At 56.4% G+C, this 16,348-nt stretch carries 12 protein-coding genes; 7 read left to right on the top strand and 5 right to left on the bottom strand.

The window, feature by feature from the left end; genetic code table 11:
• The first annotated feature begins 1 nt into the window (after window position 1).
• The 6 genes from nuoL to Q0746_RS03155 all read left to right on the top strand — a co-directional run bounded on the left by nuoL (window position 2) and on the right by Q0746_RS03155 (window position 8,369).
• Complete coding sequence (gene nuoL / locus Q0746_RS03180; RefSeq protein ID WP_298257120.1) at window positions 2-2,116, top strand: NADH-quinone oxidoreductase subunit L; 2,115 nt, start codon at window positions 2-4, stop codon at window positions 2,114-2,116.
• Window positions 2,116-3,657 carry an NADH-quinone oxidoreductase subunit M gene (locus Q0746_RS03175; RefSeq protein ID WP_298257118.1) on the top strand — a complete coding sequence of 514 codons (1,542 nt, stop codon included), beginning with the start codon at window positions 2,116-2,118 and terminating at the stop codon, window positions 3,655-3,657. Before nuoL ends, Q0746_RS03175 begins: the two co-directional genes overlap by 1 nt.
• Window positions 3,658-3,668: 11 nt before the next feature.
• Window positions 3,669-5,108 (top strand): NADH-quinone oxidoreductase subunit NuoN, encoded by a 1,440-nt coding sequence (gene nuoN / locus Q0746_RS03170; protein ID WP_298257116.1) that lies wholly within the window; start codon window positions 3,669-3,671, stop codon window positions 5,106-5,108.
• A complete protein-coding gene (locus Q0746_RS03165; RefSeq protein ID WP_298257114.1) occupies window positions 5,098-5,850 on the top strand; it encodes a biotin--[acetyl-CoA-carboxylase] ligase in 753 nt (250 codons plus the stop codon). The genes nuoN and Q0746_RS03165 overlap by 11 nt, the downstream gene beginning before the upstream one ends.
• 80 nt (window positions 5,851-5,930) lie before the next feature.
• Window positions 5,931-6,704, top strand: a complete 774-nt coding sequence (locus tag Q0746_RS03160; RefSeq protein ID WP_298257112.1) for a type III pantothenate kinase — start codon at window positions 5,931-5,933, stop codon at window positions 6,702-6,704.
• Window positions 6,705-8,369: a ribonuclease J gene (locus tag Q0746_RS03155; RefSeq protein WP_298257110.1), complete on the top strand. Its 1,665-nt coding sequence runs from the start codon at window positions 6,705-6,707 to the stop codon at window positions 8,367-8,369. It begins immediately after the preceding gene.
• A gap of 85 nt (window positions 8,370-8,454) precedes the next feature.
• On the opposite strand, the gene Q0746_RS03150 is transcribed toward Q0746_RS03155, so the two are convergent.
• From Q0746_RS03150 to Q0746_RS03140, 3 genes are all read right to left on the bottom strand, one after another.
• Window positions 8,455-9,978: a DEAD/DEAH box helicase gene (locus Q0746_RS03150; RefSeq protein WP_298257108.1), complete on the bottom strand. Its 1,524-nt coding sequence runs from the start codon at window positions 9,976-9,978 to the stop codon at window positions 8,455-8,457.
• A gap of 228 nt (window positions 9,979-10,206) precedes the next feature.
• A complete protein-coding gene (locus Q0746_RS03145; protein ID WP_298257106.1) occupies window positions 10,207-11,541 on the bottom strand; it encodes an acyltransferase in 1,335 nt (444 codons plus the stop codon).
• A 113-nt stretch (window positions 11,542-11,654) separates the two neighbouring features.
• Window positions 11,655-13,262: a peptide chain release factor 3 gene (locus tag Q0746_RS03140; RefSeq protein WP_298258037.1), complete on the bottom strand. Its 1,608-nt coding sequence runs from the start codon at window positions 13,260-13,262 to the stop codon at window positions 11,655-11,657.
• Window positions 13,263-13,380: 118 nt separating this feature from the next.
• On the opposite strand from Q0746_RS03140, the gene Q0746_RS03135 reads away from it, so the two are divergent.
• Complete coding sequence (locus Q0746_RS03135; RefSeq protein ID WP_298257104.1) at window positions 13,381-13,746, top strand: SnoaL-like domain-containing protein; 366 nt, start codon at window positions 13,381-13,383, stop codon at window positions 13,744-13,746.
• 5 nt (window positions 13,747-13,751) lie between these two features.
• On the opposite strand, the gene Q0746_RS03130 is transcribed toward Q0746_RS03135, so the two are convergent.
• Both Q0746_RS03130 and Q0746_RS03125 read right to left on the bottom strand, forming a co-directional pair.
• Entirely contained in the window at window positions 13,752-15,116 is a 1,365-nt protein-coding gene (locus tag Q0746_RS03130; protein ID WP_298257101.1) for a pentapeptide repeat-containing protein, read from the bottom strand.
• A 72-nt stretch (window positions 15,117-15,188) separates the two neighbouring features.
• Window positions 15,189-16,205 carry a Hint domain-containing protein gene (locus Q0746_RS03125; protein WP_298257099.1) on the bottom strand — a complete coding sequence of 339 codons (1,017 nt, stop codon included), beginning with the start codon at window positions 16,203-16,205 and terminating at the stop codon, window positions 15,189-15,191.
• Between the last annotated feature and the right edge of the window lie 143 nt (window positions 16,206-16,348).

Here is a 16,348-nt window from a genome sequence, read left to right as displayed (position 1 = left end):
TATGGAAACCATCATCCTCTTTGCTCCTCTGATCGGCGCTTTGATCTGCGGCTTCGGCTGGAAGTTCATCGGCGAGCAAGCGGGCTGCGTGATTGCAACGGGACTGCTGTTCTTGTCGGCACTTCTGAGCTGGGTCGTCTTCCTGACCTTCGACGGCACAACCGAAACCATCGAGCTGCTGCGTTGGATCCAATCCGGCACTTTGGACACCTCTTGGGCCATTCGTGTGGACCGTTTGACCGCGATCATGTTGATCGTTGTGACCACGGTGTCGAGCCTGGTGCACCTGTATTCCTTCGGCTACATGGCGCATGACGAACATTTCGGCGAAGGCGTCAGCTACAAGCCGCGCTTCTTTGCTTACCTGTCGTTCTTTACCTTCACGATGCTGATGCTGGTGACTTCGGACAACTTGGTTCAAATGTTCTTTGGCTGGGAAGGTGTGGGCGTTGCGTCTTACCTGTTGATCGGCTTCTACTATAAGAAACCATCCGCAAATGCCGCCGCGATCAAAGCCTTTGTGGTTAACCGTGTGGGTGACTTCGGTTTCGCGCTTGGTATCTTCGGATTGTTCTACCTGACCGACAGCATCAACTTCTCTGATGTTTTTGCCGCCGCACCTGAATTGGCGGAAACGCAGTTGCATTTCTTGTGGACTGACTGGAACGCCGCAAACTTGTTGGCCTTCTTGTTGTTCATCGGCGCGATGGGCAAATCGGCCCAACTTCTTTTGCACACTTGGTTGCCAGACGCGATGGAAGGCCCGACACCGGTGTCTGCCCTGATCCACGCCGCGACCATGGTTACTGCTGGTGTCTTCTTGGTTTGCCGCATGTCGCCTTTGATGGAATTCGCACCTGACGCCAAAGCGTTCATCGTTGTTATGGGGGCGACCACCGCCTTCTTCGCGGCGACCGTTGGCCTTGTGCAAAACGACATCAAACGCGTGATTGCTTATTCGACCTGCTCGCAGCTGGGCTACATGTTTGTGGCCGCAGGTGTTGGCGTCTACTCGGTGGCCATGTTCCATCTGCTGACACATGCGTTCTTCAAGGCGATGTTGTTCCTTGGCGCGGGCTCGGTCATTCACGCGATGCACCATGAGCAAGATATGCGCAACTACGGCAACCTGCGTAAGAAAATTCCGTTGACCTTCTGGGCGATGATGATCGGCACATTGGCGATCACAGGTGTTGGCATTCCGCTGACCCACATCGGCTTTGCAGGCTTTCTGTCCAAAGACGCGATCATCGAGAGCGCATGGGGCGGCGGATCCGGCTACGCCTTCTGGTTGCTGGTTATCGCGGCGGTGTTCACATCGTTCTATTCTTGGCGCCTGATGTTCATGACCTTCTACGGCACCGAGCGCGGCGACAAGCACACGCATGAGCATGCGCATGAAAGCCCAATGGTTATGCTGGTGCCACTTGGCGTGCTGGCTGTGGGAGCAGTTTTCGCAGGCATGGTGTTCTTCAAGCCGTTCTTTGGTGACCACCATGACGTGGAGAAATTCTTCGGCATGACCCAAGGTGAGCAGCACGCGATTGTTGACCCTAACACGCTCAGCATGGCGGCTATCGCGGCGGGCACCGATGAAGGCCATGATGATCACGCAGATCATGGCGCGCCACAGGTTCCGGGGCAGGGTGCCATCTACATGGGGCCAGACAACCACACGATGGACAAGGCTCACCATGCGCCGAAATGGGTAAAGGTTGCCCCGTTCATTGCAATGTTGATCGGCTTCTTTACGGCTTGGATGTTCTACATCAAAAACCCAAGCCTGCCTGGACGTTTGGCGAACAACCAGAAGCATCTCTACCAGTTCTTGCTGAACAAATGGTACTTCGACGAGTTGTATGAGGTGATCTTCATCCGTCCGGCCAAATGTCTTGGCAACTTCTTGTGGACACGGGGCGACGGCAAAGTCATCGACGGCTCGATCAACGGGGTCGCGATGGGGGCCGTGCCGTTCCTGACACGCCTTGCGGGCCGTGCGCAGTCCGGCTTCATGTTCCACTACGCCTTCGCCATGGTAATCGGCGTGGTACTTATCATCACTTGGTTCGCGATTGGCGGACCTTCTATTGAGACTGGCGTCGGGGGCGGCCACTAATGGACAACTTACTTTCCGTTATCACCTTCATGCCGCTTGTCGCGGCTGTGATCTTGGCCGTGTTTTTGCGCGGCGATGATGAGGCTTCGCAGCGCAGTGCCAAATGGCTTGCCTTGCTTGCCACAAGCTTGACCTTCTTGCTGTCGATCTTTGTCTACACAGGCTTTGACCCAGCCAATACCGGCTTCCAGTTTGTGGAAGAGCGCGACTGGCTCTTGGGGCTGAAGTACAAAATGGGCGTCGACGGAATTTCCGTCACCTTCATGCTGTTGACCACATTCCTGATGCCGCTGGTGATCGCCAGCTGCTGGGATGTGAAGACACGGGTGAAGGACTACATGATCGCCTTCTTGTTGCTGGAGACGTTGATGTTGGGCGTGTTCTGCGCGCTTGATCTGATCTTGTTCTACCTCTTCTTCGAGGCCGGTTTGATCCCGATGTTCCTGATCATTGGTATCTGGGGCGGGGTGAACCGCATCTATGCGTCGTTCAAGTTCTTCCTCTACACATTGTTGGGGTCGGTTTTGATGCTGGTGGCCATGATCGCCATGTATATGGACGCGGGCACGACGGACATTCCGACTTTGCTGTCACATACCTTCGCATCAGAGAGCTTCTCTGTCGCAGGTGTAACAGTCGTAGGCGGGTTGCAAACACTGATGTTCTTGGCCTTCTTCGCCAGCTTTGCGGTGAAGATGCCAATGTGGCCTGTTCACACTTGGTTGCCGGATGCGCACGTGCAGGCACCGACCGCAGGGTCCGTAGTTCTGGCGGCAATCTTGTTGAAGATGGGCGGCTACGGCTTCTTGCGTTTCTCGCTGCCGATGTTCCCTGTCGGGACCGAGGTTCTTGCAAACTATGTTCTTTGGTTGTCTGCCATCGCGATTATCTACACCTCATTGGTGGCTTTGGTGCAGTCCGACATGAAGAAGCTGATTGCTTACTCTTCGGTTGCGCACATGGGCTATGTGACCATGGGTATTTTTGCGGCCAACCAGCAAGGTGTTGACGGCGCGATCTTCCAGATGATCTCCCACGGGTTCATTTCTGGCGCGTTATTCTTGTGTGTTGGTGTGATTTACGACCGGATGCACACTCGCGAAATCGACGCCTATGGCGGATTGGTGAACCGGATGCCGGCCTATGCGCTGATCTTCATGTTCTTCACCATGGCAAATGTTGGCCTTCCAGGCACATCGGGGTTTGTTGGGGAGTTCCTGACATTGATGGGCGTGTTCCAAGTCAACACTTGGGTTGCGATGTTTGCGACCACGGGGGTTATTCTGTCGGCGGCTTATGGTCTGTGGCTGTACCGCCGCGTGGTTATGGGTGATCTGATTAAGGAAAGCCTGCGTTCGATCACGGATATGACCTCTCGCGAGAAAGCGATCTTCGCACCATTGATCTTCATGACCATTTTGCTGGGGGTTTATCCGGCATTGGTGCTGGATCTGATCGGGCCAAGCGTGGAAGCGCTTGTCTCTAACTATGACACTGCGCTGCTCGACAGCGGCGTAACCACGGCTGTGGCCGGACACTAAGGACGGATAAGATGATCCAAGCTGACCTGAATATCGTTCTGCCCGAAGTCATATTGGCGGTTTTCGCCATGGTGGCCTTAATGGGCGGGGTCTATACTACCAAGGACAAGGCGGCGCCTTTGGTCCTTTGGGCCACGAGCCTTGTGTTCGTCCTGCTTGCCGCATGGATTGGCTTCAATGGCGAAGGGGCGAATGCGGCCTTCGGTGGGGCCTTCATGGACGACGGTTTCTCGCGCTTTGCCAAGGTTACGATATTGCTGTCTGCCGCAGCAATCTTGCTCTTGAGCCAAGACTTCATGACCCGTCACGGGTTGTTCCGATTTGAGTATCCGATCCTTGTTGCACTTTCGGTTGTCGGCATGATGATGATGGTGTCAGCAGGCGATTTGATGGCGCTCTACATGGGGCTGGAGTTGCAGTCCTTGGCGCTTTATGTCGTCGCATCCTTGCGCCGCGATTCTGCGAAATCCACGGAAGCGGGTTTGAAGTATTTTGTGCTGGGCGCGCTGTCGTCGGGCATGCTGCTATATGGCGCTTCATTGGTCTACGGCTATGCGGGCACCACATTGTTTGCAGGTATCTACTCGACGGTGCATGCAGGCGACATCTCCCTTGGTTTGTTGTTTGGTCTGGTGTTTGTGGTTGCGGGCTTGGCCTTCAAAGTATCAGCGGCGCCCTTCCACATGTGGACACCTGATGTCTACGAGGGCTCGCCCACACCGATCACGGCCTTCTTCGCCACGGCCCCTAAAGTGGCTGCTATGGGATTGTTTGCCCGCGTTGTGCATGACGCCTTTGGCGGGGCCGTCGCCGACTGGTCGCAGATCGTGGCCTTTTTGTCGATCGTGTCCATTTTCCTCGGCGCGATCGCTGCGATCGGCCAGCGCGACATCAAGCGCCTGATGGCCTATTCCTCGATCGCGCATATGGGCTTCGCCTTGATGGGCTTGGCCGCGGGCACCGCGGAAGGCGTGCAAGCCATGCTGATCTATATGGCGATCTATGTGACGATGAATATCGGCACCTTCGCGTTCATCTTGTCGATGGAGAAAGACGGCGAGCCGGTCACCGATATCGACGCGTTGCAGAACTATTCCAAGAAAGAGCCGATGCGTGCTTTGGCGATGCTGGTGTTGATGTTCTCTCTGGCGGGCATTCCGCCGATGGTGGGCTTCTTTGGCAAGTTCTACGTGCTGAAAGCGGCTGTGGATGCGGATATGGCGTGGTTGGCCATTGCCGGTGTCGTCGGTTCGGTGATCGGCGCCTTCTACTACCTGCGTGTGATCTACTACATGTATTTCGGCGAAGAGCGCGACGCGCTGAACGGCTCCATGCCAATGGTCAATTGGATGTTCTTGGTCGGGGCTGCTGCCGTGATGCTTCTGGGGGTCATCAATCTGTTTGGTATCGAAGGATTGGCCCTGACCGCCGCTGGCGCACTTGTCAACTGAATGGCCCGCCGGCTATGGGCTGATTACGCTGGAAAGCGTGGACAGCACCATGGCCGAGGCAAACCGTCGGGCCGGCACCATATCCGGCCCGACTTGGATTATCGCCAAGACGCAAACCGCCGCACATGGGCGGCGTGGGCGGGCGTGGTCCAACCCTAAGGGCAATTTCGCAGGCACTTTGGTGCTGCACCCCAAAGACCCCCCTGAAATTGTTTCTCTGCGGTCCTTCGTGGCGGCGCTGGCGTTGTTTGAAGCCTGTGTGGCCCTGACCGGTCGCCCAGAGGCATTTTCGCTTAAGTGGCCAAATGACGTTCTGCTGCATGGCGGCAAACTGGCAGGCATATTGCTTGCCAGTGCGGGGCAGGGCGGGTCCCTCGATAGCTTGGCAATCGGGATCGGCGTCAACCTGAAAGAGGCCCCCAACACCTCTGAGTTGGAGCAGCACGCCGTTGCTCCGACCAGCTTGCAATCAATCGGTGCCTCCGTGGACACAGAGGATTTCGCGCTGGAGCTGGCTGCGGCCTATGCAAAATGGGAGACACAGTTTGTGACCTATGGATTTGCCCCAATCCGAGAGGCTTGGTTGGCGAAAGCCGCGCGTTTGGGCGACGTCATCACCGCGCGCACCGTGGGTGAGGAACACTCGGGGACGTTTGAGGGGATCGATGCGGCTGGGAACCTGATTTTGCAAACCTCGAAGGGACTGCGCGAAATCGCGGCGGCGGATGTGTATTTTCAGTGAGACCGGCCGAACTTTGACGCCCCCGACAAGGACGTATATGCACAGGCCTACGCAACTGCGTGACCAAAAAGGGCAAAGGTATGCTACTGGCGATTGACTGCGGCAACACGAACACCGTGTTCTCCATTTGGGATGGGGAAGGATTCATCGCGACTTGGCGCACCTCGACCGAATGGCAGCGCACGGCAGATCAGTATTATGTCTGGCTGTCGACGCTCATGCGGTTTGAGAAGATCGACGTAGAAATCACACAAGTCATAGTGTCCTCCACGGTGCCGCGTGTGGTGTTCAACCTGCGGGTTTTTGCGGACCGCTATTTCAACACGCGCCCGCTGGTTGTGGGCAAAGAGGGCTGTGCGCTTCCGGTGGACGTGCGCGTGGATGAGGGGACCGCTGTGGGCCCTGACCGGTTGGTGAACACGGTCGCGGGCTATGACCTTTTCGGAGGCGACTTGATCGTGGTCGATTTTGGCACGGCTACGACCTTTGATGTTGTTGACAGTGACGGGGCCTATATCGGGGGCGTGATCGCACCTGGGGTGAACTTGAGCTTGGAGGCGTTGCATCAGGCGGCTGCGGCATTGCCACATGTTGATATTAGCAAGCCTCAAACGGTAATTGGTACGAATACGGTTGCGTGCATGCAGTCGGGTGTGTTCTGGGGCTATATCGGCCTTATCAAAGAGATATGCGCCCGCATCAAAGCCGAGCACGGCCGCGACATGAAAGTAATTTCCACCGGGGGGTTGGCGCCGCTGTTCCAGCAGGCAGACGCCCTATTTGACGAATTCGACGATGACCTGACCATGCGTGGGCTGGTGGTCATCAATGAGCACAATAGAAAGAATACCTAAATGGCAGGCGAAAGACTGGTCTACCTTCCCCTAGGCGGGGCGGGCGAAGTTGGCATGAACATGTATCTCTATGGCTACGGGAAACCGGGCAAGGAGCGGTTCATCTTGGTCGACATGGGCGTGACCTTCCCAGATATGGACAGCACCCCGGGTGTTGATCTGATTTTCCCAGACATCGAATGGATTGCGGATCGCGCAAAGCAGCTCGATGCAATATTTATCACCCATGCACATGAAGACCACGTGGGCGCGGTCGGGCATCTGTATAGCCGCCTGAAGGCGCCAATCTACACGCGCAAATTCACGGGGCATATTGCTGCATTGAAGATGGCTGAGCACGGCTATTCCGGCTCTGAGATCAACATCGTTGAGCCAATGCCGGAACAGGTCAAAGTGGGCAAGTTCAAGGTAGGCTTCATGCCGATTTCGCATTCGATCCCCGAAAGCTCTGGTCTGGTGATCGACACGCCGGACGGGCGGGTGGTGCATTCGGGCGACTTCAAGATCGACGAGACACCTGTGCTGGGCGAAGCCTTTGATCGCAAAGCGTGGTCTGACTTGGCTCCGGTAAAAGCGCTAATCTGTGATTCAACCAATGTGTTTTCGCGACATGAAGGCCGCTCCGAGGCCACTGTGGGGCCGAACATCGTACCTTTGGTGCGGGACGCCACGGGGATGGTTGTCGCCACTACATTTGCCTCCAACATTGCGCGGGTGAAAACGCTTGCGGAGGCTGGTCGCGAGGCGGGGCGGTCTATCTGCCTGATGGGTCGGTCCATGCAGCGTATGGTGAAGGCGGGAATTGAGACCGGTGTTGTCACCGATTTCCCCCCCTACATTCTGCCAGAAGAGGCCCGCGACGTGCCGCGTGAAAACCTGATGATCTTGGCCACAGGATCCCAAGGGGAGCGCCGCGCCGCAACCGCGCAACTGTCGCGAGGCAAGTTTCTGGGCATATCCCTGCGCGAAGGCGATACGGTTTTGTTCTCTTCCAAGACCATTCCGGGGAATGAAACCTCGGTAGGGCAAATCGTCAATAATTTCAGTGAATTGGGTGTCGATGTTATCGACGACAAGATGGCGGATATTCACGTGTCCGGCCACGCGAACCGGCCCGATCTGGAAGAAATGCACCGATTGGTAAAGCCGCAAATCTTGATCCCGAACCACGGCGAACACCGTATGCTGCGCGAGCACGCGAAAATTGGCGAAGCCAATGGCATCGCTTCTGTCGTGGCGCCAAATGGCACTATGGTTTCGCTATCTGGGGACAAACCCGAAGTGGTGGAGTTCATTGAGACGGGGCGCTTGTACCTTGATGGCTCTGTCCAAATCGGCGCTTTGGACGGGGTTGTACGTGACCGCATCCGCATGGCGTTGAACGGGCAGGTGGTGATCGGAATCTTGATCGACGAAGAAGATGACCCGCTGTCCGATGCGTGGTGCGAACTGCGTGGCTTGCCAGAAACCGGCAAATCCCACGCGGCGTTGCAAGACATCTTGGAAGACGAAATTGGCCAGTTTCTTGGTCGTGCGGACGCCAAAACTGTGGCGAATGACGACAAGTTGGAAGAGAAGATCAAGCGCATTGTTCGCCAGACATCGCAAAAGGAAATCGGCAAGAAGCCTGAGGTTGTGGTGCTGATCTCCAGACTGGCGGCCTAAGCCGTCCCATTCGTTCCAGTCAGAATCAAAAAAGCCCCCGAAGCTGATCTGCTTCGGGGGCTTTTGAATTTGGTGTAGCTGAAAATCAGTCGGCGCGGCGTTCCGCAAAGCTCTTTTCGATGAAAGTCGGCAGGTGATCGCCCAAACCCACGACCTTCGGGCCACGGTCTTCGTTGCGCCCACGGCCTTTTCCACCGCGAGACCGTGAACGGGGCGCGTGTTCTTGCTGGGGCTTGGGAGCCGCTTCTTGCGCCTCTTTCGAGGCTTCAGTCTTCGCAGGCTTGGCCTCGGCTTTCTCGGGCGTTTTCGTGGGCGCTGCGACCTCTGGGGCATCTGCCTTTGCTTCCGCCTCTGGCTTGGCCTTGGAGCGGCTGCGCGAGCGTGAGCGAGATTTTGTCGGGCGCTCTTCTTTGGTGTCGGCTGCCGCATCTGCCTCGGTGGTTTTTGAGACAGGCGCTTTTTGCTCGCCAACGTCTCCACGCGGAACGGGTTTCTCAATCAGGCTCTCAATCGCGGCGAGCTGCTTCTCGTCCTTAGGGGTCGAGATCATCATCGCCGTGCCTAGGCGTCCAGCGCGACCTGTGCGACCGATGCGGTGCACATAATCTTCCGCATGGCCAGGAACGTCGAAGTTAAACACGTGGCTGACATTTGGAATGTCCAGCCCGCGTGCCGCCACATCAGAGGCCACAAGGAACCGGATTTTGCCGTCACGGAAGCCTTCCAAGGTGCGCATGCGGTGGTTTTGATCCAGATCGCCGTGGATTGGTTCCGCGTCATGGCCGTATTTTTTCAACGATTTCGCGACGATATCCACATCTACCTTGCGGTTGCAGAAGATGATGCCGTTGGTGACTTTCTCGCCTTCTTGGTCGATCAGCTTGCGCAGGAAGTCGCGCTTTTGCTTGGCTTGGGCGTCACGGCGGGTGCCGGGCAACTCAAACAACAGCTGAGTGATCGTGTCAGATGTCGTCGCCTGACGCGCGACTTCGATCCGCTCGGGGTTCGACAGGAATGTGTTGGTGATCCGTTCGATCTCGGGGGCCATAGTGGCCGAGAAGAACAAGGTTTGACGGGTGAAAGGTGTCATCTGGAAGATGCGCTCAATATCGGGGATGAAGCCCATATCCAACATGCGGTCGGCTTCGTCCACAACCATGACTTTCACGTCCGACAAAATCAGCTTGCCGCGCTCGAAATGGTCCAGAAGACGACCCGGAGTGGCGATCAACACGTCAACGCCGCGGTCAATCAGGGCGTCTTGCTCTTTGAAAGATACGCCGCCGATCAGCAGTGCTTTGGTCAGTTTGGTGTGCTTGGCATAGAGGTCGAAGTTTTCCGCAACCTGTGCGGCCAATTCGCGTGTCGGGGCCAAAACCAAGGAGCGGGGCATGCGTGCCCGTGCGCGGCCTCGGTTTAGCAAAGTGATCATCGGCAGTGTGAAGCTGGCGGTTTTGCCGGTGCCGGTTTGTGCGATTCCTAGAACATCGCGGCCCTCAAGGGCAGGCGGGATCGCTCCGGCTTGAATGGGGGTAGGCTCGGTGTAGCCAACTTCATCAATCGCCTTAAGAACTTTGGCGTGCAACTTCAGGTCTGTGAATTTTGTCATGTATATCCAAATTGCGCAGCCCCACCATGGGGCAAGATGCGGCAGAAATTGGGGACGCAGGTTCCAACGCGTCCCTGCGTCGACCCGCAGACGTTTTCCGCGGGTACGCTGCATGTATCCCGCGCGGACCAAGAGGTCAATAAATACAGGGGTGAAGGCGCTAAACAGCGGTAAATAAAGCGCCTTCTAACAACAATACGTGGTGAATTGGCCGCATTGGAGACTGATCTAGCGCGCAGAGAATCGCCGCGTGGCGACAAATACACCGAACACCACCAGCCCCACGGCCAACCAATTGACGCCAATTGCGTTCTCTTTGCCAAGCCCCACCATCGCCATCGTGACCAAACCTGCACAGGTCATGACAGCCCCGAACATGGCCTGCCAAGGGCTGGGGCGCATGTCTGCCGTGGTTTTGCTGCCGGCCTCGAAGACGACAAAGATCAAGACAAAGGGAACCAAAACAGCGGTGAACAGGGCCACCCAAATTGGGCGCATGGCCCACCACAAGCCGGTTCCCGGAGCCTCGTGCAGCCCAACCCCTGCGAACACATAGGCCGTGATGCCGACGACGATTAGCAGGGCCGTCATGTGCCAAAGATAGATCGACATGATCATCTGGTTGAACACGATGACCCACGTCCAGATTTTCACGTTCTGAAGCCATCTCTGCGCCAGATCAGTCAACAACAAGATCACCCCGATCTGCACACTTCCAACGGCAAGCATGGCGGTGGTTGGGGGGCGGGTGTTGGACATCTCTGCGCCTGGAACGCTGACCATTGCCACGGGGAAGCCGAACTGCACGATCAAAACGTAGAGCCAGACACAGCCCAATGCGACAAAGCCCAACGCCCAAGTCTTAGGGCGTTCGGCCGTGCCCCACCAATAACCCAGTTGGTGTACGGCAAGCCAGACAAAGGCGTAGTTGCTCCAACGGAGCCACCCTTGATCTGCCCCGAAGGCAATTGCATCTACCATGATCGCGCCCAACGCCAAAACGCCAACGGATGCGATGCCCATTTTGTCCCAAAGAGCCATCGTGGCAGGGACCGCCATAGTCATGATGATATAGACGGCCAAGAACCATACAGGCACGAGGGCAGCTTGTGAGGCGTTAGAGATCAGCTCCACCGAGACACCCAACATATGGGCGACAGCCCCCGCGACAGCCCAGAAAAGCACGACCGGAACCGTTGGTTTCAACAGGCGGGACAGACGCGAGGACGCCCAAGCAGATTTCTTCACAGGATCTTTGCGCGCGGACGTCCATGACAGCCCGTTTGAGAAACCTCCGACGAAGAAGAACACCGGCATTACTTGGAACAGCCAAGTGGCGAAATGGGTCCAAGGTTGCTCGGCAAGCAGGATCACGAAGTCGAGCTCGCCGTCGCGGATAACCCCTGCGACCAAGAGCCAGTGCCCCAAGATGACGAAGCTAATTGCGATGGCGCGGTATAAATCGACTGCGCGATTGCGGCTGTCTGGCGTGCGCTCGGCCGCCCAACGCGCAGCGGCGAACAGGCCTTTTGGCATTTTGTCGGAAGCGTGCTTTTGGGTCACTGAGAATGCTCTATATATTTGTTATAATTGTGCTTTGGGCCCGAAATGGGCCGTGATTTCACAATCATAGCAGAAGTGCCCATACAAATCGACACTTCTGAAGCATCCACAGTTTACACCATCATTTCCTTCGTCGCGCTAAGCGTTACGTCAGGGTAGTCGCGGGCCACGCGGTCGATGTCCCATTGTAGGCGGGTCAAGAACACCACGTCGCCGTCGTTGTCATAGCTGATGTGCTGCTTGTTCGCCTCGATGAATTTATCGACGGCAGTTTTGTCACCGGTGACCCAACGGGCCGAGGTGAATTGCGATCCTTCGAAACGTACGGGCAGGCCGTACTCCAGCTCTATGCGAGATGCTAGAACTTCGAATTGTAACGCGCCAACCACGCCGACGATAAAGCCGGAACCGAACGCTGGTTTGAACACTTTGGCGGCACCTTCTTCGGCGAACTGCATCAGCGCCTTTTCCAAATGCTTGGCCTTCATCGGGTCGCCCGCGCGGCAGTTTTGCAGCAATTCAGGCGCGAAAGAGGGGATGCCCGTGGCTCGGATCATTTCGCCTTCGGTCAAGGTGTCGCCAATGCGCAGTTGCCCGTGATTTGGAATGCCCATGATGTCACCGGCCCATGCCTCTTCGGCCAATTCGCGGTCCGAGGCGAGAAATAGCACAGGGTTGGAGATCGCCATCGGCTTTTTGGTGCGCACATGGGTTAACTTCATTCCGCGCTTGAAATGGCCTGACGCCAAGCGCACGAAGGCCACGCGGTCGCGGTGCTTGGGGTCCATATTGGCTTGAACCTTGAAGACGAAGCCGCAAACTTTTGATTCATCAGGGGAAATTGCACGCGGGCTGGCCTTTTGCGGCTGCGGCTGCGGGCCGTAATCCGCAATGCCTTGCATCAGTTCCTGCACCCCAAAAGAGTTAATGGCAGAGCCGAACCAAATCGGCGTCATCGTCCCGTCAAGAAAGTCTTGGTGATTGAAGCTTGGGAGTAATTCCTTAGCCATTTCAATCTCTTCGAGGAATTGGTTCAACTGCGCTTCCGGCACGTGTTCGGCCAATTTCGGGTCGTCCAACCCGTTGATTTCTATGCTTTCAGCTACTTTGTTGCGATCGGCGCGGTCCATTAATTCAAGGCGGTCGTTGATCAGATCGTAGCAGCCCATGAAGTCACGACCGACGCCAATCGGCCAAGAGGCAGGCGTGACATCAATGGCAAGGTTTTCTTGGATTTCGTCAATAATCTCGAAGGTATCTCGGCTTTCGCGGTCCATTTTGTTGCAAAATGTAAGAATAGGAAGGTCGCGTAAGCGGCAGACTTCAAACAGTTTTTGCGTTTGGCTCTCGACGCCTTTAGCACCATCGATGACCATCACGGCTGCATCCACGGCCGTCAGTGTCCGGTAAGTATCCTCGGAAAAATCCGAGTGACCCGGCGTGTCCACGAGGTTAAATCGGTGGCTGTCAAAGTCAAAAGACATCGCGGACGCCGAGACGGAAATCCCGCGATCCTTTTCCATTTGCATGAAGTCAGAACGGGTGCGGCGTGCCTCCCCCTTGGCGCGCACTTGCCCCGCCATTTGAATCGCACCACCATACAGGAGGAACTTTTCAGTCAGGGTCGTTTTGCCCGCATCAGGGTGCGAGATGATGGCGAAGGTCCGACGACGAGAAATCTCGGGCGGCAACACAGGCTGATTTGATGCGAGGTCTAACATGCGGTTGGATATAGAGGCGTCGGCGGAGTTCCGCAATCGATCAGGCACGCTGTCTTGATCAGGTGACGTTTTTCGGGCATTGTGAGAACGTATAGGGAACATTAATTGGGAGATGAAAATGACGCTGTTGGAAATCGCGAATGAATTGGTAGCGGGGTGCCGCGAAAACCGTGAAGAGGAAAACCTTGGCAAGCTTTACGCGACGGACGCCGTATCGGTCGAAGCCAGAGATCTAGGAAACGGCCGCGAAACCGTCGGAATTGAAGGCATCAAAGGCAAGCACGCATGGTTCGCCAGCGCCTTTGAAATCCTAGAGGGCGAAGTTGGCGGGCCTTATCCACATGGCGATGACCGCTTCGGTGTGACCTTCAAAATGAAAGCCAAGAGCAAAGAGACGGGTGAGATTTCCAACATGGAAGAGATCGCCGTGTATCATGTGGCCGAAGGGAAAATCGTGCGCGAGGAATTCTTCTACGTGGATTAGGGGCTTTAGGCGTCTGGGGTTTTCCCAATATAGGGCTCTATGGCTTCCCAGATTTTCTGAACCTTCTCGAAGGTTTTTAGCCATGCGGTAGCTTTGTCTACACCGTCCTTACCTTTGAGGCCTAGCTTCTTTATGCGTTCACGCTGTGGCTCCATTTCGCGCCACATTTCGGCAGTTATGGCGCCAAGTCGTGCGAGTTTGGACTTGTTGGGGTCAACGTCACGGGGAACGCGGGCGGTCTTTTCGGCCTCGATCAGAGTACGTGTCGTGTTGCTAAAGAAGGTTTCGCTTTCATCGCCGTAGACAATGTCGTCAATCTCGGCAGTAAGCGAGGCGACGGTGTAGGGGAACGTGTCAGGGATAAAACGTGTATTTTCTGGGTCGGCGATTTCGACGAGTTCGGGGTAACAGGCGTAGTGCTGCCGGCCACGTTTGATCAGGCGCTCGATGGCGGCGCGGTCATTTGTCTCGAAGGCATGGATGTCCTCGCCGTAGCCGATGGCTATGGCTTCTATGTAGTCTTCCAACAGGGTCGGGAGGAAATCTTCGGCTGGGACATCCAGCGCATCGCACAGCTCTTTGCATGTGATTGCGATTTGCGCTGCATTTTCGGCACGGTTGCTGTCCTCATTCTCATAGGCTGTCAGAAGCTTCACGATGGTGCGGGTTTGATGCAGCAGGGCTTTGCGGGTTTTTTCGCAAAGCGCGTTGTCTATCGGAGTTTGCGAGGCTTCGCGGGGTTCTGGGCGTTGTGGTGTGTGGCGAATGTCGATGACATTGTCTTCGGTCTTGAAGGCCGCAGGTGGGGTATATTGAACCGGCGAAGGGCCACGTGCTGTTTCGTCGCTGTGAAAAGCGCTTTCGACGGGCGGCTCTTCCTCCAATCCAACCTCCGGCCAATGGGCGGGGGGGGTGATGTGTTGGGGCAGGATCGTTCCGCTGTCGCCGCGCATCAGGTTGACCTGATTTTGCGTTAAAAGGCGGGTTTTGCTAAGGTCCGTATACTCAGCGGTGCGTGTGAGCGCATCGCGCTCCGCCGAATATACGATTGTTCTCACATCCGCCCTTTGCAAGCCCGCCCCTCGCACGAGTGCCCCTTTCAGGAGCGCCCTTTGCAGGTCGGTCCCTCGCAGGTGCGCCCTTTGCAGGTCGGCCCCTTGTAGGTCGGCCCCTTGCAGGTCCGCCTCTAACAGGAGCGCCCCTTGCAGGTCTGCCCCTCGCAGGTCTGCCCCTCGCAGGTCGGTCCTTTGCAGGTCGGCCCCTTGCAGGTCCGCCCCTTGCAGGTCCGCAACGAACCGCTTTTCCCGCATGCGTGCGTTCCACGCGTCTACGCCTTCGCGCAGCCATTCTAGATGTTGGGGATTTGCCATGCTGTTGCTGCCTTCTCGCCTCGCTCACGGCCACGCTAGCGGCTCTGGCCTTTGATGCAAAGCGGGTAGGCGTTACAGGCGACCGGTTTGACGCAGAAGGTTGGCGGCGTCTTTGCTTTTCAGCGGCACGCGGCTGAACTTTGGCTCATCGGTGGGCAGGTCTGGAAAGAGTTGCAGAACTTCGGAGGCCACGTCCTCTGGCAGACCATTCAGAATTTGCTGCGACATGTGCAGGCTTTCTGTTGGCACGCCCTCAGCATAGAGGATTTGGTGTTGGTCGAAGACCAACTGCGTGTATTCAACAAAGCCGCCTTTACGCACGTAGATGGTGTCATCATTGATCAAATCGATCGCGGAGATCAGCACATCGCGTGACCCGACCATCACCTCGGCGCGCCAGTCGGACACCAGCATACGGTGCTGCTGGCTAACGGTGATGTCCTCAGCGTTGCCCATAGCACCTTGGCTGATGACAACGGGGGCGAATTCACCTGCTCCTTGCACCGTGCGCGACCCAACCCATCGAACGGCTTGCATACCATTGTCGCGGGTCAGAACGCGGTCGCCCGCTTTCAGCTGCTCGACAGGGCGTTGGGAGCCGTCGGACATGGTGATGCGAGTGCCGCGACCGAAGCTCATGCCAGTCAGATCGGCCAAGGGGATTTCACGTGGTGCATCCTCGGCAGCGATCAGCGTGTATTCCACACCAGATTCAATCGGGCCAAGCGGGTAGAAGTAATCGCGCGCAAGTGGTGCGTCACATGTGATTACCAATGCATCCACCGACGCGCCGATCTGGGTCATGAAGGTCAATCGCGCCGAAATGCGGGTGCGTGTGCCGGGCACTTCGATCTGGCTACCATCGGAGACAGAGAAAACCGGACGAGGCCCCGCGCCAATGCGCTCCGACAGATCCATGGAGTAAATTTGCGCGCTTCGTTTCAGACTGTAGCCATCCCCAAGGCAGACATCATTTACACCGGCAACAGGGTCGCCGTGGTTCACGCCGTTGGAGACGCGAAACTCCGCGGCTGGATAGACCAGAAACGCATGATTGGCGACAAATTCGGTTGGCAGATGATGTTGCATTAGGCAGCTCACTTGTAAACAAACAACAGTTCCAAGCTACTCCAGATAGAAACGAACGTGCCCCCGCACCTTCATTCTCTGGCGAACCCCACCGCCATCGTTAAGTCTGGTTTAAAGTATGTCGAAAATTTTGCAACGATTGC

The sequence above is a fragment of the uncultured Litoreibacter sp. genome (genome assembly GCF_947487515.1).
In the GTDB taxonomy this organism is placed as follows: domain Bacteria; phylum Pseudomonadota; class Alphaproteobacteria; order Rhodobacterales; family Rhodobacteraceae; genus Litoreibacter.
The sequence above is the reverse complement of the archived record's forward strand: the minus strand, read 5'-3'. Positions and strand labels throughout refer to the sequence as shown.